At 54.5% G+C, this 21425-nt stretch carries 29 protein-coding genes and 2 pseudogenes; 17 read left to right on the forward strand and 14 right to left on the reverse strand.

Annotated elements, in window-relative coordinates; genetic code table 11:
* From WMO64_RS11080 to WMO64_RS11130, 11 genes are all read right to left on the reverse strand, one after another.
* Window positions 1–380, reverse strand: a 380-nt coding sequence (locus tag WMO64_RS11080) for a plasmid mobilization protein (protein WP_349232008.1), incomplete at its 3' end; no start/stop codon positions are given.
* 681 nt (window positions 381–1061) lie between these two features.
* Window positions 1062–1259, reverse strand: coding sequence for a helix-turn-helix domain-containing protein (locus tag WMO64_RS11085; protein WP_079699044.1), 198 nt, complete (start codon window positions 1257–1259; stop codon window positions 1062–1064).
* Window positions 1252–1674 carry an RNA polymerase sigma factor gene (locus WMO64_RS11090; RefSeq protein ID WP_349166754.1) on the reverse strand — a complete coding sequence of 141 codons (423 nt, stop codon included), beginning with the start codon at window positions 1672–1674 and terminating at the stop codon, window positions 1252–1254. Before WMO64_RS11090 ends, WMO64_RS11085 begins: the two co-directional genes overlap by 8 nt.
* Before the next feature lie 148 nt (window positions 1675–1822).
* Window positions 1823–2266, reverse strand: coding sequence for a hypothetical protein (locus WMO64_RS11095; protein ID WP_349166755.1), 444 nt, complete (start codon window positions 2264–2266; stop codon window positions 1823–1825).
* Window positions 2253–2468 (reverse strand): helix-turn-helix transcriptional regulator, encoded by a 216-nt coding sequence (locus tag WMO64_RS11100; protein ID WP_349166756.1) that lies wholly within the window; start codon window positions 2466–2468, stop codon window positions 2253–2255. Before WMO64_RS11100 ends, WMO64_RS11095 begins: the two co-directional genes overlap by 14 nt.
* A gap of 144 nt (window positions 2469–2612) precedes the next feature.
* Window positions 2613–2753 (reverse strand): Maff2 family mobile element protein, encoded by a 141-nt coding sequence (locus WMO64_RS11105; RefSeq protein ID WP_196931879.1) that lies wholly within the window; start codon window positions 2751–2753, stop codon window positions 2613–2615.
* A gap of 99 nt (window positions 2754–2852) precedes the next feature.
* Window positions 2853–3083 (reverse strand): hypothetical protein, encoded by a 231-nt coding sequence (locus tag WMO64_RS11110; protein WP_006575179.1) that lies wholly within the window; start codon window positions 3081–3083, stop codon window positions 2853–2855.
* Window positions 3084–3113: 30 nt separating this feature from the next.
* Window positions 3114–4919, reverse strand: coding sequence for a VirD4-like conjugal transfer protein, CD1115 family (locus WMO64_RS11115; protein WP_349232009.1), 1806 nt, complete (start codon window positions 4917–4919; stop codon window positions 3114–3116).
* On the reverse strand, window positions 4916–5392 hold the full coding sequence (locus WMO64_RS11120) for a PcfB family protein (protein ID WP_349232010.1): 477 nt from the start codon (window positions 5390–5392) through the stop codon (window positions 4916–4918). The genes WMO64_RS11115 and WMO64_RS11120 overlap by 4 nt, the downstream gene beginning before the upstream one ends.
* Before the next feature lie 46 nt (window positions 5393–5438).
* Window positions 5439–5651 (reverse strand): DUF5348 domain-containing protein, encoded by a 213-nt coding sequence (locus WMO64_RS11125; RefSeq protein ID WP_349232011.1) that lies wholly within the window; start codon window positions 5649–5651, stop codon window positions 5439–5441.
* A gap of 105 nt (window positions 5652–5756) precedes the next feature.
* Window positions 5757–6920 carry a DUF6017 domain-containing protein gene (locus WMO64_RS11130; protein WP_349232012.1) on the reverse strand — a complete coding sequence of 388 codons (1164 nt, stop codon included), beginning with the start codon at window positions 6918–6920 and terminating at the stop codon, window positions 5757–5759.
* Window positions 6921–7080: 160 nt separating this feature from the next.
* Between WMO64_RS11130 and WMO64_RS11135 the strand changes: the two are divergent.
* The 15 genes and pseudogenes from WMO64_RS11135 to WMO64_RS11205 form a co-directional block, all read left to right on the forward strand.
* A pseudogene (locus WMO64_RS11135) lies at window positions 7081–7344 on the forward strand (ABC transporter ATP-binding protein); the annotation flags it as partial.
* Window positions 7341–9086, forward strand: a complete 1746-nt coding sequence (locus WMO64_RS11140) for an ABC transporter ATP-binding protein (RefSeq protein ID WP_349232013.1) — start codon at window positions 7341–7343, stop codon at window positions 9084–9086. The pseudogene WMO64_RS11135 and the gene WMO64_RS11140, both read left to right, overlap by 4 nt.
* An 11-nt stretch (window positions 9087–9097) precedes the next feature.
* Complete coding sequence (locus WMO64_RS11145; protein ID WP_054330196.1) at window positions 9098–9469, forward strand: metal-dependent transcriptional regulator; 372 nt, start codon at window positions 9098–9100, stop codon at window positions 9467–9469.
* A 480-nt stretch (window positions 9470–9949) separates the two neighbouring features.
* Complete coding sequence (locus tag WMO64_RS11150) at window positions 9950–10363, forward strand: RNA polymerase sigma factor (protein WP_349232014.1); 414 nt, start codon at window positions 9950–9952, stop codon at window positions 10361–10363.
* Between the two features lie 103 nt (window positions 10364–10466).
* Window positions 10467–10919, forward strand: coding sequence for an RNA polymerase subunit sigma-24 (locus WMO64_RS11155; protein ID WP_349232015.1), 453 nt, complete (start codon window positions 10467–10469; stop codon window positions 10917–10919).
* Window positions 10920–10929: 10 nt separating this feature from the next.
* A complete protein-coding gene (locus tag WMO64_RS11160; RefSeq protein ID WP_349232016.1) occupies window positions 10930–11391 on the forward strand; it encodes an RNA polymerase sigma factor in 462 nt (153 codons plus the stop codon).
* On the forward strand, window positions 11388–11927 hold the full coding sequence (locus tag WMO64_RS11165; RefSeq protein WP_349232017.1) for an RNA polymerase sigma factor: 540 nt from the start codon (window positions 11388–11390) through the stop codon (window positions 11925–11927). The genes WMO64_RS11160 and WMO64_RS11165 overlap by 4 nt, the downstream gene beginning before the upstream one ends.
* A gap of 35 nt (window positions 11928–11962) precedes the next feature.
* Window positions 11963–12163 (forward strand): DUF3847 domain-containing protein, encoded by a 201-nt coding sequence (locus WMO64_RS11170; RefSeq protein WP_435412067.1) that lies wholly within the window; start codon window positions 11963–11965, stop codon window positions 12161–12163.
* An 82-nt stretch (window positions 12164–12245) separates the two neighbouring features.
* Complete coding sequence (mobQ, locus tag WMO64_RS11175; RefSeq protein WP_349232019.1) at window positions 12246–13796, forward strand: MobQ family relaxase; 1551 nt, start codon at window positions 12246–12248, stop codon at window positions 13794–13796.
* Between the two features lie 98 nt (window positions 13797–13894).
* Window positions 13895–14071, forward strand: coding sequence for a hypothetical protein (locus tag WMO64_RS11180; RefSeq protein WP_002596503.1), 177 nt, complete (start codon window positions 13895–13897; stop codon window positions 14069–14071).
* On the forward strand, window positions 14052–14450 hold the full coding sequence (locus tag WMO64_RS11185; protein WP_050006189.1) for a cysteine-rich VLP domain-containing protein: 399 nt from the start codon (window positions 14052–14054) through the stop codon (window positions 14448–14450). The genes WMO64_RS11180 and WMO64_RS11185 overlap by 20 nt, the downstream gene beginning before the upstream one ends.
* Window positions 14451–14562: 112 nt before the next feature.
* The gene (locus WMO64_RS11190; protein ID WP_087989415.1) at window positions 14563–15297 is read left to right on the forward strand and encodes a phage replisome organizer N-terminal domain-containing protein; all 735 of its coding nucleotides are present in this window, start codon (window positions 14563–14565) and stop codon (window positions 15295–15297) included.
* On the forward strand, window positions 15294–16157 hold the full coding sequence (locus WMO64_RS11195) for an ATP-binding protein (RefSeq protein ID WP_193499779.1): 864 nt from the start codon (window positions 15294–15296) through the stop codon (window positions 16155–16157). The genes WMO64_RS11190 and WMO64_RS11195 overlap by 4 nt, the downstream gene beginning before the upstream one ends.
* A gap of 65 nt (window positions 16158–16222) precedes the next feature.
* Entirely contained in the window at window positions 16223–16393 is a 171-nt protein-coding gene (locus WMO64_RS11200) for a transposon-encoded TnpW family protein (RefSeq protein WP_430651171.1), read from the forward strand.
* A gap of 77 nt (window positions 16394–16470) precedes the next feature.
* On the forward strand, window positions 16471–16836 hold the full coding sequence (locus WMO64_RS11205; RefSeq protein WP_050006185.1) for a hypothetical protein: 366 nt from the start codon (window positions 16471–16473) through the stop codon (window positions 16834–16836).
* 72 nt (window positions 16837–16908) lie between these two features.
* Here WMO64_RS11205 and WMO64_RS11210 read toward each other — a convergent pair whose 3' ends face one another.
* Window positions 16909–17127 (reverse strand): hypothetical protein, encoded by a 219-nt coding sequence (locus tag WMO64_RS11210; RefSeq protein WP_349232020.1) that lies wholly within the window; start codon window positions 17125–17127, stop codon window positions 16909–16911.
* A gap of 336 nt (window positions 17128–17463) precedes the next feature.
* Between WMO64_RS11210 and WMO64_RS11220 the strand changes: the two are divergent.
* Window positions 17464–17607, forward strand: a pseudogene (locus WMO64_RS11220) (IS3 family transposase); the annotation flags it as partial.
* A gap of 27 nt (window positions 17608–17634) precedes the next feature.
* On the opposite strand, the gene WMO64_RS11225 reads toward WMO64_RS11220, so the two are convergent.
* Window positions 17635–18594, reverse strand: a complete 960-nt coding sequence (locus tag WMO64_RS11225; protein WP_349232021.1) for a radical SAM mobile pair protein B — start codon at window positions 18592–18594, stop codon at window positions 17635–17637.
* A 276-nt stretch (window positions 18595–18870) separates the two neighbouring features.
* On the opposite strand from WMO64_RS11225, the gene WMO64_RS11230 reads away from it, so the two are divergent.
* On the forward strand, window positions 18871–20466 hold the full coding sequence (locus WMO64_RS11230; protein ID WP_349232022.1) for an ABC transporter ATP-binding protein: 1596 nt from the start codon (window positions 18871–18873) through the stop codon (window positions 20464–20466).
* A 185-nt stretch (window positions 20467–20651) separates the two neighbouring features.
* Here the strand turns inward: WMO64_RS11230 and WMO64_RS11235 are convergent, their stop codons facing one another.
* Window positions 20652–21284, reverse strand: a complete 633-nt coding sequence (locus WMO64_RS11235) for a TetR/AcrR family transcriptional regulator (protein ID WP_349232023.1) — start codon at window positions 21282–21284, stop codon at window positions 20652–20654.
* Window positions 21285–21425: the final 141 nt, after the last annotated feature.

Here is a 21425-nt window from a genome sequence, read left to right on the forward strand (position 1 = left end):
GTGTTGCCAACCGCGTCACCTACTTTCTGTAAGACTTCATACTTGAGGGCGGCAAGGTCGGCTATGGCGGCGCGTACCTCGCCGGACAGCGCGTTGTAGGGTGCGCCGTACTCGTTCAGATACCGGGCAATCTGGTTGAGGTTGCCGCCGATCCTGCCGTACTCGGCTGTGAGTTTCCCGACAGCGGAAAGCAGTTCATCATTGACCGCCGACACATGGATAATGGGGCGTATAGCGGTGCGCCGTATCGCCTGCCGGAGAAATTCGGACTGGCTGATACCATAGGGCGCAAGCCGCGCTGTGAAGTCGGCGTATTCTTCTTCGGACAGCCGGGTTTTCACAACGCGGCTGCGGTGGGGCGTGTTGTATCGCTTCGGCATGGGCTGTAAACCTCCTTTCACTTATCACAAAAAATAGGCTGGTCTGTTAGGTATTTCCGGGACAGTTCCCGCAAAAAAGCGGCCTGCCGGACGGAAATATTTTTGCGGCGCAAGCCGCAAAGCAGGGTTTGGGGAAGGCACTCCCCAACAAGTTTCCCGCGAGGGGCAAAACCGCAGAATTGCGGATTTTGGCACCGTGGTAGAAACTTGCTCTGTAACTGTCGCAGACTGCCCCTGTCTGGTTCTTCCGTACATAGAACGGACAGGACAGGGCTTGCGGCCCGCTGTGGGCGGCCTTTTTTCCTTTCGCCAATATTACTCCGCAGAGGGGCTTTTCTACCCGCTGGACGGGGATTTTTCAAAATTTCTTTTGCCTTAGTAATCTGGGCAACAGGATTTTGGCAACCTACGGGGCAGAGAATTTTTCCTTTCACTCCCCACACCACCGCGTTTTGAAATTTGCCAAACAAAACGGCTTATTTTCTCTTTGCTTCTTACTACGGACAAAAATCAAAAATGCCAAACGCCGGGGCAGAAAAATTTCTCCCTCACTTACTACTACAATCCGAACAGGGCAAAATGGCCGGGAACGGAGCCGGACAACAAAAAAAGCAGCAAATCTTTTTCAGACTTACTGCTTTCGCTGGCCGCCGGTGGGCGGCTGATATTCTATTTTAGGGCTTATCGGTCAAAGCGAAACTTGAACAATGCGGCAATTAGCTTCTGCTTCACATATTCCTCAACCTCGGCGTTGACTTTCCCGTGTACTTTGGAACAGTAGCGGATATATCCGGCGTAGTGGGAAAGAACGGTGTCGATTGCGTCCGGGTCGCCCTCATGGGCTTTGACGATTGTTTCATAGGGGAGAAGTTTACTCATAGCGTTTTCCCTCCATAAGCCGCCGTAACCGCTGCAAGGCAAGCTGGATATGCCGCCCCGCTGTGCTGCGTGTCCGTCCGATATGTACGCCGATCACGCGCTGCGGCTGGCGCAGGAAATAGTAACGGAAAATTTCTTCCTGCGTCTGCTCTGGCAAAAGGGCAAGGGCGGCGGCGAGTTCCGCATGGTACAGAACGGCGGTCTGGCCGCAGGCAATAAAAAGATATTCTTCAAGCTGCTCCGGCTCGGCAAGCTGGACAAACTTCTCATTCATCAGATAGTCAAGGGAAACTTCCCGTTCCCACCTCCGGCGCAGCTTCAAAATTATATCTATGGCTGCGTGACGAATGACAACCTTGCAAAAGGCGTTAAAGGTGTACTGGATATGCACTTTGTAGGCTTCATCTTCGGTCATGGAAATTCCCCCTCTCTGATAATAGTGCGGGGCGGCAGCACTCCTTGCTGTCGCCCCTTGATTGCCCAACTACAAAACCGGACGGGGTTGTCAACGGCGGGCGTAGCCCGTTCATCTTGACCGTTGACTGACACGGCTGGTTTTGCTATCAATATTTCTTAAGCAAATGGTTGTAGATTACAATGCCGCATATGAATTGGAAAAGAAGATAGGCACTTAAATATATTACAATTACGCGTGAATTGTTGACAATTTGGAGTTCGCCCAATATAAAAAATACAACGATTGAAATAGTAGTGATGACAAGACCGAATACATAAGCATAACGTCCCGATTTATCTCTCAATTTTATTTTTAACTCATCATGGGACTCAATCATTTCGTTTTCAAGTTTCTCTTGATAACGGCCCTTGTTTTCTGACTTGCTCCAGTAAAAATATCTGGCAATCATCATAATTCCTACGCCTATTCCTGCACCTGCAAATCCAAAAAACAGACTACTTGTTCCCCCATTAAAAAGCAATGCCAACAGAAGAAAAGCAGCACCTACTACGATGTAACCGATACCAACCAACAAATTACTCTTTTTCATTTTCGGTACTCCTTTCATGAATGAAAATGTTTTCGATTGTTTCACCAAAGAAATCAGATATGACAAAGGCTAAGTCCAAAGATGGATTATATTTACCTGTTTCTATCGAGCTGACTGTCTGCCTTGAAACTCTGATTGCTTTTGCGAAATCTTCTTGATTCAATCCTAATTTCTTTCTCAATTCTTCAACCCGATTTTTCAAATAATGCGCCTCCTTTTCTGACAAGGTTCCTTTACACTTTCATTATAGTCTATTATCATGCGCTTGTCAAGGTTCCTTTACAAAATATCTGTCCGACAAGTTTGGAATAGTGGGTTACTGTCTATCAAATTTTTGTGTGTTACTTTATCGCACATGAGCATTGCTGGCAGGGTTATCCTGCCCGTAACCTTCCAACAGGTTTACGCCGCCCCACACACAGAGGGCACCGCCGAGGCCGATCACGATCGTCTGCAAAGTATCAACTGCGCTATTGAAAAATTCCATACATTTACCTCCATAAATTCAGATTGTGATGTGGTTTTGGGTACAAAAAAGCTGCCGGTCATATCCAGCAGCACGTCACAATCCGCAGGCGGCCCGGAGTTATTGGCCGTCCAGCCATTTCAGCATGGCAAGCGCGTAAATTTCGCCCCATGCTTCCAGCACTTTGCGGTTTGCCTCTGCCACCAGCTCTTTTATTTCGGCGTCAGTCGGCATTACGAAACCATGATCGAGTAACCACCGCGCAGCAAGGGCGGCGCAGGTGATATTTCGATAGATTTCTTTCTCCGCATTGAAATAGTCCGCAAAAGTCAGTTCGTCCGAGTGTTCCATAGGGTCAGGCTCCTTTCTGTGCCAGCCGCTTTATTCGGCGGCCATATCTTCATCCGACAGGTCAATGTCGTACAGCTCAAAGGTTTCCGCCTCTGATACCACGCGCTTTTTCTTCCGGCGCATGGACGACAAATATCTGTCCACGTCAAAGGTGTTCTTCTTATCGGCGTCGGAAAGGTATTTATACCGGGGGTGCTTGGTGATGTCGTATTTCTCGCTGAAAAACGGCCTCACGCCGCGCACCTGCAAAATACACTTGCCTCCGTCCATCGTTGCAATCTCGTCTTGGCTCATCAGCTCCTTTCCCAATTTTTGATAGTTCAGTCCGTGGGAAGTCTGCGCGCCCCGGTTCTCGCTCTGATTGTAGCTGTCTATGGTTTCTTTCCCCAGCACGTCAGCGATCTCCTTGGCATTTTTGCCCCGCCCACTAAGGAAAAGCGTACAATCGCAGTTGTCGGAAATGATTTCCGCAGCGTCCTTGTAAATCGCCTTTAACTGCGACTGGCTTTGCAGAATGATGGATGCCGAAATTTCCCGGCTTCGGATGGTGGCAATGAGCTTGTCAAAGTTCGGTATCTGGCCGATGTTCGCAAACTCGTCCAAAATCATCCGTACATGGACGGGCAGCCGCCCGCCGTATTTATCATCGGCCCGGTCACAAAGCAGGTTGATAAGCTGGCTCTGTACCATAGCCAAAATAAAGTTAAACGTGGTGTCCGTGTCGCTCATTATGAGGAACAGCGCGGTTTTCTCGTCCCCGATGGTGTCAAGTTCCAGCTCGTCGTCCTCCATCAGCTCCCGCACCTCGCGGATGTCAAAGGGCGCTAAACGTGCGCCGCAGCTAATCAGGATAGAGGAACGGGTCTTGCCAGCGGATAAGAGAAATTTTTTATACTGTCTGACAGCGAAGTGATCCGGGTCTTTTGCTTCCAGCCGTTCAAACATCTGGTCTACCGGCGACTGAAATTCCGGGTCGTCCTCGCGGGCCTCCGACGCATTTATCATCTCAAGTAACGTCGTGAAGTTCATTTCCTCGTCCGGCGCTTCGTACCAGATATAGCCGATCAGGGCCGAATACAGCAGCCGTTCCGATTTGACCCAAAAATCCTCGGCGCTCTTTTCGCCCTCGCCCTTGGTGTTGCAAATCAGCGTGTTTACCAGCTTCAAAATGTCTTTCTCGCTGTGAATGTAGCGGAACGGGTTATACCGCATACTCTTGGAAAAGTTAATGGTATTCAGCACCTTTACCCGGTAGCCGCTGCGGACAAGGAGCTGGCCCACCTCACCGATCAGGCTGCCCTTGGGATCGGTTATCACAAATGAGGTCGGGTAGTCCTTGGACACGCATTGCATAAGGTTGGGCTTCACAAAAAATCTCGTCTTGCCGGAGCCGGAACCGCCGATTACCAGAACATTCTTGTTCCGGGCCGTCTTGGGGTCTTTGGGCCGGTTGTTCATGGTGAGCCGTTCCGTCTGCGTCAGCAGAATGTTGTTGTCAAAGTTGGGGTCGATGTACGGGGCAATATCTTTGGCCGTCCCCCAACGGGCGCTGCCGTATTCCTCGCCCTTGCGGTATTTCTTGGCGTTCTTGCTTTTGCAGTACACCATGAGCCGCAGGGCGGCGGCACCGGCGACGCCGATCAGCAGGTCAAAAGGGTGGAAGCTGGGGGCGGCGTTTGCAAAGGCCGCCGAACAGCCGTCCATGAAGTGCAGCAGCTTTTCCGACAAGTCCACGCCTGCCGCCAGCCGGTATGCCTGCCCCAGCTTCCCGAACAGGTAAACGAAAATCAGGTACGGGAGATTGGACAGGATCAGTTTTTTTACTTCTGGTTTCACAATGACAGCCCCCTTTCCTTGACTTTCTCCTTGGCCCGCTGCTGCGTCTTGGCCGCAGCCTTTTGTTTCAGGGCGGATAGGGTCTTTCGGATTGAGGGCCGTTCCTCCCGGCTTAACTTCTTGGCCGTGAACTCCTTGAACGCCTGTTCCAGATTGTCGGCCTGCTTGGTCTTGAAAATCACGATATAGCGCGGCGGGTGGGTGGAGCTGTCTTTCCGCAGCGTATAGTCAATATCGTATTTCTTGGCGCAGGGCTTGAACAGGCCAATATTCGCGTCGGTGATCTCAATGTTGGAGAGGGCCGAACCGTCCTTTTTGAGCTGCCGCAGGCTTTGGTGGCCGTGGTGGGGCTTGGTTTTGCCCTTTTGCCGGGCGGCCAGAAATTTCTTCATGGCCGCCTGCAACACTTGGCCGGTCAGCTTCCCGGTTTTCACCGCTAACGCTATGGTTTTCTGGTCTACTTCTTCCTGCAACTGCTATCCCTCCTTTGGAAGTCCAGCAGGCAGGCGGCGGGATGGCTTAAATCCGCACCCGCAGGCCGGAAAGGTCGTCGGCGCGGATGCCTACCAGATACCAGTCCTCGGCCACCTCAATGCGGGTGGGCTTCCACCTGCCGCCCACCATCACGTCAAAGGTTTCCCCACAGTGCAGCCCGCCGTAGTAGTCTGCCAGATCAAAGCGGATGTCGTAGCGGTCTGCCTGCTCGTCAAAAATCAATGCACCCTGTTTCATAGGGCCGTCCTCCTTTCTCGTCGTCGCATAGTCCGCTTCGTTCCGTTTCCGCCTTGCGGCGAAAACTACACACGCTCCCTTGCTCCTCCTCTCCCTACAAAATTTTCAATTTTGCGGGGTACCCCAGTTGCCAGTCGCCATATCGTGTGCCACCAGCGACGAATAGTAATTCCCAATCGTGGACGGGGCGTTGAACAGCACCGCCAGCAGGTATTTCTTGATGTTGCGGATTTCCGTGGTGTTCCTGTTCAGGCAATCCAGCACAAAGCGGATATGTTCGCTGTCCAGCTTCATAAACTTGGATTTCACCAGCTCCGCCGGATAGTCGTCACCGGCAACACGGATGGTCTTGCGCCGGGTGCAGACGGTTTCAAGGATCAGGTCTACAATCTCGTCCAGACGGTCGCCGTCATAGGGCAGATCGGCTTTCAGAATGTCATAGCTGATCTTGTCCTTGATGATTTCCTCATACACCCGGTATGCCTCATTCGCATCCTTTCGCTTCCGTTCCGGCGGCTGTGCCGCCTTGCCCTCCGCAGGAGAGGGGTTTGGGGAATGGATAGGAATGGATTGGGTACTTGATAGATCAGTATTTGATTTTTCTTTACTTGGTATATCTTTATTTAATTGCATTGGATTTCCCGATACCGGGTTTTCCGACGTTGGATTATCCGATGTTGGATTTTCCAACACCGGGTTTTCCAATCCCGGCTGTTCTTCATCCTCTGCCTCTGGCCGGGGCTGCGGCTGTTCGTAGATGGTATAAACCATGTCGGCCATCTTGCCCTTGCCGTCCCGGTTCTGCTGGCGGGTGATATACCCGGCCTTTTCCAGTTCCCACACCGCCGTCCGTATGGCGTCGATGCTTTCCCGGTTGATAAGGGATAAGCCTTTCAAGGTATAATCCCAGTTTTCGGGCAGGGACAGCATTTGCGAAAGCAGGCCCTTGGCTTTCAGGGACAGGTCTTTATTCCGCAGGTGGTGGTTGGACATCACCGTGTAGCCCCGGTTTTTCTCCACACGAAAAACTGCCATCTCGTCGTCAACTCCTTTCACTTGGAATAGAACCGCGTCATAGGCGGTGAGCTTGCCCGGCTGGTAGGGACACTCTGCATACACGCAAAATTGATATTTCCAGTCGGGACGGTAGAAACGGCAGTCGCCGCAATCCTCCGGCGCTCCGGCGTCGCCGCTGTCGTAGTGGTCGAAGCCGGGCTTGCCTTGCATAAGGCTTTCAAAGGCGCGGTCGCTGCCGGAAGTGAAATACATGGCGTCGCCTCCTTTCGGCTCTGGAAATAAAAAAGACGCCTTTCTCGTTGCAGACTAACGAAAAAAAGCGTCTTAGTGTGATTATAGAGCCGTTTAATTGTCTTTAGATTTTTTGAAAAGTCCCGTATTTATGCGGGTTTGCGCCGGTTGTGCTAATGGGAACGAGGCTACCGCATTTACCGACCCGGAGAATGAGGCTGTTATTCAGGCATCGATCAATGAACTGGTAAAAGGGAAAACGTTGATTGTCATTGCCCACCGTCTTTCTACCATCGTGGGCGCAGATAAGATACTGGTAATGGATCAAGGGTGCATCAAAGGCCAGGGAACGCACGAAGAGCTGTTAAGGAACAATTCTCTTTACAGAGAGCTGTGGACCGCGCATATCAGCGCGAAAGATATGGGAGAGGAGGCACCTGTATGATTCAACTGATGAAACGACTGCTGGAATTTTCGGGAAAACAGCGAAAGAATTTGATTGCTTCTTTTGTCTTCAATCTGCTGGATTCTGTTTTTGAGATGATGCCCATCATGGCGATCCTTACGGTACTTTCAGGGCTGCTTTCAGTGGCGGAGGGCGGCGTCATGCCGGTTTCCGCCATCTGGGTATCCCTTGCCATTATGGTGGTAAGCATTGCCGGACGGATCTTTTTTAATAACCTATCCTGTATCAGGAGAACGCTTGGCAGCTTTTCCATGTGTTCGGAAAAACGGCTGGAAATCGGCGAACATATGAAACATGTTCCTATGGGGTATTTCAATGAAAACCGGCTGGGTGAGATCGTAGCCGCCGTGACGACCACACTTGGAGATATTGAGAGTAACGCCGTCATGGTTCTGGAAAAAGTAGCGGGAGGCTTTATCCATGCCCTTGTCATAGGCGTTTGGCTGCTTTTTTATGAATGGCATATCGGACTTTTGATGTTTGCGGGGCTGGCCGTTTCTATGCTGGTCTATGGGGGAATCCAGAAAGCAGGTAAAAGGCTGTCTCCCAGACGGCAGGCCGCACAGGCGAATCTTGTGACGGGTTTTCTGGAATATATCCAGGGAATGGGCGTCGTGAAAGCCTTTGGATTGGGAGAAATGTCGGGAAAAGCGGTCAATCAGGCAATCGGGGAAAGTGCGGACGCCAACATCATTCTGGAAAGTGTCTTTTCCTCGCTGACCGGCGTTTATCAGACGATCTTCAAGCTGGCAAAATCCGCAATCTTAGTCGTTGCTCCTTATCTGCTGCTGGGCGGTGAGATCACACCGGTCAAGTGCCTGCTTCTGCTGGTGTCAAGTTTTATGATCTACTCCAGTGTGGAGCTAGTGGGAAGTATGGCCTCCGTTGCCCGTGTCATCGATGCCTCCCTGGACCGTATGGAGGCCGTTATGGATACGCCGGTACTGGATGAACATGGCGGGGATATTCCACTGGATCACTATGACATTGAGCTTGCCCACGTTTCCTTTGCCTACGGACAGGAAAATGTGCTGCAGGATGTAAGCGCGATCATTCCTGAAAAAACAACCTGCGCCATTGTAGGGCCTTCCGGCTCCGGCAAAACGACCCTTGTAAGCCTCATTGCCCGTTTTTGGGATGTGCAGGAAGGGAAAATCTGTGTGGGCGGACATGATGTAAAAGATTTTACCTGCGACAGCCTGCTGAAAAATTTTTCCATTGTGTTCCAGAATGTTTATCTTTTTGAGGATACCATTGAAAACAACATCAAATTCGGCAGGCCGGACGCCACCCGGGAAGATGTGATCGAGGCGGCGAAAAAGGCGTGCTGCCATGAGTTTATATCGGCATTGCCGGAAGGCTACCATACCCTTGTGGGCGAGGGTGGTGCCTCCCTTTCCGGTGGGGAGCGCCAGCGCATTTCTATTGCCCGGGCCATCTTAAAGGATGCGCCGATTATCATTTTAGACGAAGCCACCGCCAGTGTGGACCCGGAGAATGAGCGGGAACTGCAGGCGGCGATTGCGGAGCTGACAAAAGACAAGACGATCATTATGATTGCCCACAGGCTCTCCACAGTCCGGAATGCCGACCAAATCCTTGTGATTGATGGCGGAACTGTGGCTCAGAGGGGTACGCATAAGGAACTGCTGCAACAGGAAGGGACTTATAAAAAGTTCATCCAGATCCGCGAACAAGCCGAAGGCTGGCGAATACAGTAAGGGAGGTCTTGATGAAACTTCATGCGTCCGGGGAGGACTATCTGGAAACCATCCTTGTTCTCCATAAGAAAACGGGTATGGTGCGCTCCGTAGATGTGGCCCGGCACATGGAGGTGTCAAAACCCAGCGTGTGCCATGCAGTGGCTACCTTGCGGGACGGCGGCTTTCTCACGATGGACAGCGACTATTTCCTGCACCTGACCGATGTAGGCCGGGCAGTTGCCGAAAAAATCTACGAGCGCCATTGCTTTTTCACTGAGCAGCTTATCGCAGCGGGCGTTGACCCTGAAACTGCGGAGGCCGACGCCTGCCGGATTGAACACATCATTAGCGACGAGAGCTTTTTGCGGCTGAAGGAGGCAGCTGCACAGGAGCAAGACTAAACTGAATATGCCAAGCGATCCTGCCCCGCAAGACGGGGAAAGAAAAAAACCGTTGCAGGGCAGGCAGCTTTGTGCGCCCAAAATGGATTTTCCGGGTACTGCGGCGGTTTTGAGTAACATCAAGGCCGCCGTTCCTTATGCCCTCGACAAAGGAGTGACGCCTACACGCTGACACGGCGGCTTTAGGAGGGAGCCGCCATGAAGCACACTGACCGCCGACAAATTCAGACGATATTTGTACTACCGTCAAAAAAAGCCCAGCCACCGAACCGGCCCCGTCTGGCAGCCAGTGCGAAAATTGTCACAATGTAACTGAATACCGTGTTTTTTGCGCTCGAATAGCTTTCTGCTGTCCGGGCGCTTTTTCATACCTGTGGGGACGGAACATCGGGTCAACATGGCCCGAACCCTGCCCCCGGTGCCGCTCCCCGCCGCCCCGTTCAGATTTTCCCGCAAAAAATCTGAACGGAGGAAAGGCAGATGGAAGTCACCATCAATTACAACGGACAAGCTGTGGCCGTGGAGGTCACGCTGGAAGTCTATGAATTTCTTGACCGGGCCGACCACAAAGCCGAGAACCTGTCCCATGAGCAGCGGCGGCATTGGGATGGCCGGGAGTTTGACGAATACATAGTTGCCACCGAGGGCGTGGGTATCTACGGCGAAACGCCGGAGGATTACCTGTGCCGCATGGAAACGCTGGGCGAGCTGATGGCCGTCCTGGACACCTGCACCGAGGCCCAGCGCCGCCGGTTCCTGCTCTATGCCCTGGACGGGCTGACCCTTGCGGAGATCGGGACGGTGTGCGGCTGCTCCAAAGTGGCTGTGTATCAAAGTGTGGAGGCAGTCAGAAAAAAATTTATAAATTTCTTTGAAAACAGGCTTAACGAATGACCTGTTTTCGGGCTACCAAGTGGAAGGGATTGTTTCCCTTATCCCAGCGGGAGGCGGACAGCGGACAAGCTGCCCGCCTCTCCCATTTTCAGGAGGTAAGCCTATGAAAACAATCAATCTGCGGTGGATGTATCCCCACTACCGGCATGTCGAGTTTGTAGAGGTCAGCGATGAAGTTTGGGAGGCCATGCGGCAGGCCCAGCGCGAGATGAACAACTATGAGCGCCGGAAGGTCTACCACCGCGCCTGGTACTCTCTGGACGCATATAGCTGGACGGAGAACTACGCGCTGGAACACGGCAGATCGCCGGAGGATATTCTGGTGGAGCGCGAGGAACGGGCCGCCCATCTGCGGTTGCTGGCCGCCTTGCCGGAGGCCCTGGCCCATGCCACCCCCACACAGGCCCGCCGCATCCGGGCCTACTACATCGCCGGTATCAACCAGCCTAAAATTGCCCGGATGGAGGGCGTACACAGCAGCAAGGTCAGCGTTGCCATCCGGCGGGGCCTGCGGAATATGCGCCGCTGCTATGACGGCCTTTTCCCGTCAGAGTGAGGGCGGGCCTATGCAGACGATCAACCTGAAACAGTATTACCCATTCTGCACCGAGGACACCTTTGTGGAGGTGTCGGATGAAATCGTTGAAGCGTTTCTGCTGGACAAGCGGGCCGAGGCCGCCAGGGAGCGCAAGATGTACCGCTACAAGGCCCACTACTCCCTTGACTGTGACGACGGGATTGAAAAAGCCGCCATCGGCTGGGCGCAGCCTTCACCGGAGGATTACATCGTGCAGAAAGAGGAACAGGCCGAACACGCCGAACTGCTCCGGCGGCTCTATGAGGCCATTTCTTCTCTGCCCCCAACGCAGGCCCGCCGCGTCCATGCCCGGTATATGCTGGGAATGAAAGTGAAGGACATTGCCGCGATGGAAGGTATTACCCCATCCCAGGCGGGGAAGTCCATCCATGCGGCGCTCCGGCGGCTGCGCCGGTACTTCATACGCCGGAAATGGACAAGCGGCCTATGAAAACCATCAACCTGAAAAAATACTACTACCCGATTTGCAAGAAGGACACCTTTGTGGAAGTGCCGGACGAGGTGGCAGACGCCATTGTAGAGGAAAGCCGCGCAGAGGACGCCAATGACGCCAAGCAGCACTATCACTGTTACTCTCTGGACGCATCCCCCGGCATGGAAAACCATTTCCCGGAGCAGGCCGTTTCCCCGGAGGATATTCTGATGGAGAAGGAAACGGAACGGGAACAGGAGGCCGCCCGCGCCCTGATGATGAAACGGCTCCGGGAGGCCCTTGCCATCCTGACGCCCCGGCAGGCGAGCTGCCTTCATGCCCGGTTTTGGGAGGGCAAGCCCTTCAAGGAGATTGCCGAGGCCGAGGGCTTCACCACATCGGCGGCCATTGTCACGGTACGCAACGCCATCATCAAGTTGCAGAAATATTATATCAAACGCGGCTGGATGGAGCCGCCAAAGGAGAAAGCGATATGCACAAAGACCACACCGCCCAAGCGAAACAGAAAAAAGACGAGCGCGAAGAAGTCCTGAAGGAGATCCGGCAGCTTGAGAACCGCCAGAAGATTTTGGAGAACAAGCAGCGCAATGAGGAACGCAAGGCCCGCACCCGCCGCCTGATTGAGCGCGGGGCCGTTTTGGAGGGCATTTTCCCTCTGGCCGCCGACCTTTCCGGCGTAGAGGTCAAGGCGTTCCTGATTGCCCTGTCCCATCTTCCGGGGGCGGCGGAACTGGCCGCAAAACTGCCGAAATCCGGGGACAAGCCGTAAGTCCCTTGTTTACAAGGGCGCACTTATACACCGTTGCCGGTGTCGTGCGCCCTGCCGGGGGCTGTTGCGCTCTCCGAGCGCGATGGGGCGCTACACTCCCCAAACCCCTTGTGCGCCCCGCGCAGCCAAACACCCGCTTCGCGTCTGTCCGGCTCCACGGAGCCTGAATACCCCTCACCGAAAGGAGGCCATCCCCATAGATTTTTGCCATATCCCCGTCAGTATCATCAAGCGCAGCGAGGGCCGTTCCGCTGTTGCCGCAGCCGCCTACCGAAGCGGAACCAAACTGACGAATGGATGGGACGGCCTGACCCATGATTACACCCGGAAAGGCGGCGTTGTCCATGCGGAAATCATGCTGCCCGCCCACGCCCCGCCGGAGTTTGCAGACCGCTCCACCCTCTGGAACAGTGTGGAGCAGATCGAGAAAGCCAGGGACAGCCAGCTTGCCCGCGAGATTGAGGCAGCCCTGCCCCGCGAACTGTCCAGGGAACAGCAGCTTGCCCTTGTCCGGGCCTATGTGAAGGACAACTTTGTGGACAAGGGGATGTGCGCCGATTTTGCCATCCATGACAAGGGAACCGGCAACCCCCATGTTCATATCATGCTGACCGTCCGGCCCTTAAAAGAAAACGGCGCATGGGGCGCAAAGTGCCGCAAGGCATACGACCTGGACGAGAACGGCCAGCGCATCCCGGATGGGAAAGGCGGCTGGAAGAACCACCGGGAGGACACCACCGACTGGAACGACAAAGGGAATGTGGAGATTTGGCGGGCGGCATGGGCAGCCTATACCAACCGGGCATTGGAGGCCGCCGGTCAGCCTGCGTTGGTAGACCACCGCAGCTACAAGCGCCGGGGCATTGATAAAATCCCCTCTGTCCACCTGGGGCCAGCAGCCAGCCAGATGGAGAAGCGCGGCATCCGCACCGACAAGGGAGAAGTCAACCGGCAGATCGCCGCCGACAACAAGCTGCTGAAAGAAATCAAGGCCCGCATTACCCGCCTCTACAACTGGTCTAAGGCCGAGGCCGAGAAGCCGGAGGACCAGCAGTCCAGCATGGTTGAATTGTGGGAGGCCCAGCAGCAGCTCAAACGGCCTGACACCCGCACCGGCAAAATCCGGGCTTTGCAGGAGAGCGCCGCCCTGTTCAGCTTTTTGCAGGCAAACGGCATCCAGTCCATGCAGCAGCTCCATGAAAAAATTTCCGATATGAACACCCGCTACTATGACCTGCGGGGAGAGATCGTCAAAGCTGAACGCCGGATCGCCACCCTCACCGAGCGCGGGGAGATGTGGGCGCAGTACAACAAGTACAAGCCCATCCGCAGGCAGCTTGCCAGGGTAAAGCCGGAGAAGCGGGAACTGTTCGAGCAGCGCCACAGCCGGGAACTGATCCTCTATGACGCGGCGGCCCGGTATCTGAAAGAACTGAAAGCCAGCGGCGAAGAACTTTCCCCGAAGGAATGGCGGCGCGAGATCGACCTGCTGACTGCCCAGAAGCAGGTAGACAGCATCGACATGAAGGCCATGCGGGAGGAACTGAAAGCCGTGGAACGGCTCCGCAAGGCCGCCGACCAACTGGCCCGGCAGGAACGGGACAAGCCCCGCGACCGGGAGCCGGAACGGTAAAGGGTACGGCGTTTTGCCGACCCCTTGCGGTGTGTCGCGTTTCACGACACCCTTTTGCACAGAACTGTCAACATTCACTCATGGAAGGAGATTGCCCTATGAAGCAGATTATTTTACCCGTCACTGTCCACCTGAATATCCGCCTGCCCCTTGCCCTCTTGCAGCCGGAACCGGCAGACGCGCCCACCGGCCCGGAGCCGGAGGCCCATGCCTGCCAGGGCTGCGGCAACTGCGGCGGGTGCGGGAAGTGCCAGCATGAAGAAAAGCAAGCCTGAACCCATCCCCGTCATGGACTACCGCCAGTACCGCAGAGCGCGGCGGCTGGTACATGAGTGCTGCAACTACGACGGCGGCAACTGTATCGCGCTGGACGACGGGGAGGAATGTGTCTGTGTGCAGTCCATTTCCTACTCCCTGTTGTGCCGGTGGTTCCGGGCGGCGGTGCTGCCGCTGGACAGGGAACTGGAAACGGCCCTGTTCCACCGCTTGGACGCCAAACGGTGCGCCGTCTGCGGGGCGCTGTTCACCCCCGGCTCCAACCGGGCTAAATACTGCCCGGAATGTGCGCCGAAAGTCCACCGGCGGCAAAAGGCCGAGTGCGAACGCCGAAGGAGGGTACAGCGTGGACAATTAGAGGGCAAAAACCCCTTGTAAATCAAGGCTTTTTTTGAGGGTGTCGCTGGGGGCCTGATAGATTTATCCTCTGGCCCTCAAAACGGCCCTCTAAAGGCGTATAGACCCCTGAAATAACCCCAAGGAGGAACCCATGTCAGACAATCGAAAATATTACTACCTGAAACTCAAAGAGAACTATTTTGACGATGACTCCATCGTGCTGCTGGAAAGTATGCAGGACGGTGTGCTGTACTCCAACATTCTGCTCAAGCTGTATCTGAAATCCCTGAAACACGGCGGGCGGCTCCAGCTTGACGAGAATATCCCCTACACAGCGCAGATGATCGCCACCATCACCCGCCAGCAGATTGGCACTGTGGAGAGGGCCTTGCAAATCTTCCTGAAGCTGGGCCTTGTGGAAGTGCTGGACAGCGGCACTTTTTACATGAGCAATATCGAACTGCTGATCGGCCAGTCCTCCACCGAGGCCGAGCGAAAGCGGGCAGCGAGGCTTCAAAACAAGGCTCTTTCCGCGCCTCGGACAAACGGCGGACATTTGTCCGACATTCGTCCACCAGAGATAGAGATAGAGTTAGAGAAAGAGATAGAGATAAAGAGAGAGATAGAGAAGGGACGCCCCGCCCGCGCCTATGGCCGTTACCAGAATGTTTTCCTGACGGACGAGGAACTGGCGGACTTGCAGGCCAGTTTTCCCACCGTATGGGGCCAGTACATCGAAAAGCTGTCCGAGTATATGGCTTCTACCGGCAAGCGGTATCAAAGCCATGCCGCCACCATCCGGCGCTGGGCCGGTGAGGACGCGAAAAAGGCGGCCCCGCCCACCCGCAACCGGGATTACAGCGTAAAGGAGGATGAAACCGTATGATGGAGATTACCGCAGAAATCCGGGCGCTGATCGACAAGGCAGCCGCCGGTGTGGAACTGGCCGGGGACGAGTACATAGACCCGGCAGACGGCCTCATTCACTGTAAAAAGTGCGGCGGCCAGAGGCAGACCGTTGTGCCATGCTTTGGGAAACCCGGCTACTTCATGCCCCGCTGTATCTGCCAGTGCCAGCGGGAGGCCGAGGAACAGCGCAAAGCCGCCGAGGAACGGCAGCGCCGCATGGAGCGTATCAAGCGCCGGAAGGCCCAGGGCCTGCAAGACCGCTATCTGTACGACTACACCTTTGCCAACGACAACGGCCAAAATCCTCTGATGGACAAGGCCCGCGCCTATGTGGAGAACTGGAAGGAGGCATACCGAAACAACACTGGCCTGCTGCTGTTTGGGGATGTGGGAACCGGCAAGTCCTTTTTCGCCGGTTGTATCGCCAACGCCCTGCTTGACCGGGATGTGCCGGTGCTGATGACGAACTTTCCCACCATCCTGAACCGCCTGACGGGGATGTTCTCCGATGACAGGGCCGACTTTATCGCCAGCTTTGACGAGTACGACCTGCTCATCATTGACGATTTGGGTGTGGAGCGCAGCACCGAGTATGCGATGGAGCAGATGTTTTTCGTCATTGACAGCCGCTACCGCAGCCGCAGGCCCATGATCATCACCACCAACCTGAAGCTGGCCGAACTCAAGAACCCGCCCGACCTGGCCCATGCCCGTATCTATGACCGCATCCTGGAACGGTGCGCCCCGATCCTCTTTGCCGGGAAGAACTTCCGGGAGGAAAACGCCGGGGCCACTAAGCAGGCGGCGAAAGACATTGTAAACCGTAAGAGCGATTGATTGTTTTGCCGGACGGCGCAGCCCCGCCCGGAGAAAGGAGCGCCATGAACAAAGAAACCCGTACCATGCAGACCGCAGGCACCACCCCCGCCAGAGCGCCGGAGGACGCCCCCGCGCTGGTAAAGAAAATCGGCAAGACCACCTACAAGGTGCGCGTCCATTTCAGCAATACCAGCACCGAAACCATGAGCGACAAAATCAAGCGTATGCTCAAAAACGAGATACAGCAGATGTGACCGGCTGATAAAGCCAGCCGCCTTGTGTTAAACTGATGATGGTACACACCAAAACTTTAGCCAAGGAGGACATGAAAATGCTGTACACAGAAAAAGAGAAAAATGAGATTGAGCGCGTCCGCAAAGTGTTTGAGAAACATATCCGGCAGATGACCGCTTATGATTTGGTTTGGTCGGATAAGGTCGGCTATGTGTGGCTGGCAATATCTATCGACCCGGTCTATATTGACACCGGCAACTGGATAGAGTCCGCTGCCGGTCTTTGTAATGAGTGCTTGAATGATATAGCACTGGATGTTTTTGGAATGACCGGAAACGACCATGACTTCGAGGACGCCGATCCGCTGGAACTGGCCGAGATTAAGCGGCGCTGGAAACCCTATATCGACCAACTGCCGGAATATGCGTACCTTTGCGACGAACTGTTAAGCAGGAGAAAATAACCCATCCGCCAAAGTGTCAGGAGCTAAAATCTGCTTCCTGGCACTTTTTTTGTGGCTTTTTTGTGAATTTGATTAAAAAGTCCTTGACAACTCGTTTCGGGAGATGTCTGCCGGAAATGTACTTCCCGTAAAACTTGTTTTGATACGGCCGGTGTGCGTAGAGCCAGCAGCTGCCAGATTTCTTGGATGAGTGTAGTCTTCTCCCAGACTGAGATTGATTTTCTTGAAATTTTCCCATGAAATGACGCCTCCACCACGAACCTCATCGGTAAATATCTGATAGGAGGACATTTCAATTACTCCTTCTTCCCACATGCGGTACAACCGCCACAGATATTCCAAAGAGAATCCGCGGTACTCCGCCACGCTTTCGCATAGGGCACCGTCTTGTCGCAGAGGTGATTCATACTTTCCGGGCTCTGGTAGTCGGTACTCACAGCCCCCACATATTCCGCGTCGTTCTGAAAATCCATGGAGAAAATGGTCTTTGTCTTACGGAATTCCCGGATTCGGCGGTATACCTCCTCGCGCTGCTCCGGGGTGGGAAGCAGCTCCGTGGCAGCGGCGTTCCTCACAGGTATATAGTGGAAAAATCGGACGAACAGCGCACCGCTGTCGATGATGTAGCTGTATCTGCAAGAATTCGAATCCATGGAACACTTCAAGCTGGAGCTGACCGCTTACCTGAATTGCTGCAATAACCACCGTATCAAGGCAAAGCGAAAGGGCTTGCCGCCTGCTCTTCACAGGCAACAAGCCCTTTCGGCTGCTGAAACAATTTTTACGTTCAATTATTGTCTAACCTTTTTGGGGCACTTCACAGTCCTCCTCCGGCGGTCTCTGTTTTCTTCCAGTCCTCTTTCCTGTGTTCTCCGAGCCCCGGATCTCCTCGTGGTAGAAATAGTCCACGATCACTGGATGGCCCGGCTCCGCCCGGCCGTAGGGCAACTCGTTGTCCACAAAGGGGCAGCCGTTTTCTCCGGCCAGCTGCTCCGCCCTCTGTTCCAGAGCCCGGAAATAGCTCCGGTCCCCCTTGCTGTAGATGGCGTGATACAGGTCGGTCAGATGGGGGTACTTTTCCCCGATATAGTCCAGGATCTCCCCCTTGAACCCGCCCCGCAGGTTCAGATTCTCCAGCCACACCAGGTCGCACTGGTCCTTGACCCGATGGAAGATGGCCTCGAAATCGGTGATACCGGGGAACACCGGGGAGATGAAGCAGACGGTGCGGATGCCCGCGTCGTAGACCTGCTTCATGGCACTGAGACGCCGCTCGATGCTCACCGCCCGGTCCATGTCCGCCCGGAATCCCTCGTCCAGGGTGTTGATGGACCAGGAGACCGTCACCTTTCCCATCTCCCGGAGCAGGTCAATATCCCGGACCACCAGGTCGGACTTGGTGCAGATAAGGATCTCCGCGCCGCTGTCCTTCAGCTGCTCCAGCAGCCTGCGGGTGTTCCCGAAGCGCGCCTCCTGGGGCAGATACCCGTCGGTCACCGAGCCGATGACCACCCGCTGCCCCCGGTATTTCCGGGGGTCCCTGATCTCCGGCCAGTGTTTGACGTCCAGGAACGTGCCCCACGGCTCGGTATGGCCGGTGAAGCGCTTCATAAAAGAGGCATAACAGTACTTACAGCCGTGGGTACAGCCCACATAGGGGTTGACCGAGTATCCCCCCACCGGCAGACTTGACTTGGTCATGATGTTTTTTGTGTCCACATCCCGGATGAGAATGCCCTGCTCCATGATTTCTGCCATCCCGCTCGCCTCCTGTGTTGACATGCCAAATCGTCATCCGTATAATCATTATACTGAAAACAAATCAGGATTCAAGTGGGCGGTTTGCCTGCGTTCCGGCTGGCCGCCTCTGCCGCCAGGCGGAATTTACGCCTGTATGTTGTCAGGTAATGCAATTGCACAGGAGGTCCTCCCCTATGGTGAAACGTCGGATTTCCTTCTAAACGGTAGAAGGAAATAATCAGCCTATCCTTCTATCGTTTTCGGAAAAGGGAAACAGTAGAAAGGATAATAAAAATGCAGAAATATCAGCGAAAGAACAGCGCCTGCTATATAGGGGCTTTGGTTTTTGTGCTCATCAGCACAGTCTTTGCGGTCATATTGCAGTTCTTCAAAGGCGGTGTTCTGGATTACGCGATTGCCGGAGACATCACGGCGACCATACAAAACGGAGGCCTGTTGATCGGGTTCATCCTGGGCGAGGTGCTGTTCTACTACTGCTATAAGAGACTGAGCGCAAGGTTTTCCGTCGGTTGTATGCGGCTTCTGAAGCACGATATCTTTGAGCGCATCCTCCGCCAAGACTATGTGACTTACAAAGAGCAGCAGCAGGGGGCGTATGTGGCGAAGTATACCAACGAGGCCGACATGATAAACTCCCGCTATTTTCAGATGCTTCCCCTGTTTTGGGAGATCCTGCTGAAAATCGTCTTTGTCAGCCTGGCCCTGTTCATCTTGGATTGGCGAATCGCATTGATTACGCTCTTGCTTCTGACCACGCCCCTTTATATCCCTAAGCTCATCGAAAAGCGTCTGCAAGAGGCCCAGACGGAATATCTGAAAGCGGTTGAGGACAATCTGGCAAAGGTAAGCGATTGGCTCAGCGGTTTTGAAATCATTAAGAATTTTTCCATTGAGCAGCAAATTCTCCTGAGATTTGACCAGTCAAATACATGGGCGATGGATAAGCTCCTCCGTGACACGGTTCTGGGCGCGGCGGCGCAGCTGATTACGACGCTGATTTCCTACTTGTCCTATTTCATCGTCCTCGCCTGTTCCGCATGGCTCGTCTTGTCGGGCGCGTTTTCAGCAGGCGACTTCTTTGTGGCAATCGGGATGATCGACCAGCTCTCCTACCCTCTCATCTCTCTGGCCGAAATCATCCGTCAGCTGATTGCCGTCAAACCCTCCTGCGCTGCTATGGCACAGTTTCTCTCCCAGAGCGATGGGGGCACGCATTCAAAATCTCTGCCCTGTATCCAAAAAGAGATCTGCTATGACGGCGTTTCCTTCGGCTATACCAGCGACCGGCTGCTGTTGCAGAACTTTAGCTTTACCGCTCAGATGGGCAGGAAGTATCTGATCAAAGGCCCCAGCGGCTGCGGAAAGACAACCGCCGTCAACCTGCTTCTGCGCTATTACGACGTGACAAGCGGCAGGATCACGCTCGACGGCCTACCGATCTCCCAGTACAGCGACACCTATTCGGCTATGACTGTGGTCCGACAGGAGGCAGTCCTGTTTCACGACACGCTGCGGAACAATCTGACGATGTACCGCGATGTGGGGGACGACATGCTCATGGAGACGCTGAAAAGCCTCGGCCTCGACCGGTTTGCCAATCTGCAGTCTCTGGACGCTGTTATTACAGAAAATGGGGCCAACCTTTCCGGCGGCGAGAAAAAACGCATCTGTCTGGCGCGGGCGCTGCTGCGCGATACCAGCGTTTTGATTCTTGACGAACCGCTTGCAAATCTTGATGAAAACACCGCAAAGCGGATTGAAGATCTGCTCCTGTCCATCTCCGGAAAGCTGCTGCTGGTTGTGTCCCATCAGTTTACAGAGGAAAAGCTGCACTTGTTCGACGGCGTCGTCACGCTGGGCGCCCAGTAACATAAATTCAAACGGAGTACCGCGTCCGGCGGGCCGTGGAGACGCTGCGGAAAACGGAGCGCTCCATTGCTGAGCTCTCCGCCCGGGTGGGCTGCGGGACTCAAAAAAATGCAGGAAATTACCGCACGGTAATTTCCTGCATTTTTTGTGTATTTTCTCTCCGGTTCAACCGGTTTGATTTTTTCTCATCTGGCATTGGCCGCCCGGATGGCCTCCAGCCCAGCCGTCTCCATCCGCAGAATGGTGAGACGGGAGGCAAACCACGCGTCGTTCTTGGTCCAGTTCAGGGCGCTGTTCACCTCGTAGGACCCGGCGAGCATATACCGGAAGATCCGCTCCGCCTGGTCCTGGGAGATATGGCAGTACTCCATGATATCCGGGACCACGCTGGGCTTCATCATGCGGAAGAGCTTGTTCTTGATGTACTCCGAGATGGTCCTGTCCTGGAAGAGGACACGGTATTTGGGCGTATCCGCGATACGCTGGCAGGTGGGCAGGTCGCTGTTGTGCTCCCGCAGCTTCTCCACCGTGTCAAACTGGGCCAGGTAGTTCAGCCGCTGGGGCATGGTCATGGACAGCGTGGTGGAGGAGTACTCCGCCACCTCAAAGGCCTCGTCGATGAGCTCGTCCAGCACCTGGTCCAGCGAGTCGTAGTGGCTGTAAAAGGTGGTGCGGGTGATCTGGGCCGCCCCGCACACGGCGCTGATGCTCAGCTTTTCAAAGTCCTTCTCCCCCATCAGCTCCAGCAGCGCGTCCTTGATCGCGTTTTTGGTAAAGGTCACCCGCCGGTCCTCCCGGCCGGATCGTGCGTTCGCCATACTACCACCTCAGGGTCATTATCCCACACAGCTGTACACACTGTCAAGGAAAGTACGGAATTGTCATTTTTGTTCACCTGCTGGACAAGTTCCCCTGTTTCGTCCAGAACTGTACAGTTTTGTCCAAACTGCTCTTATCAT

Source organism: Pseudoflavonifractor intestinihominis (genome assembly GCF_040096055.1).
Classification (GTDB): domain Bacteria; phylum Bacillota; class Clostridia; order Oscillospirales; family Oscillospiraceae; genus Pseudoflavonifractor; species Pseudoflavonifractor intestinihominis.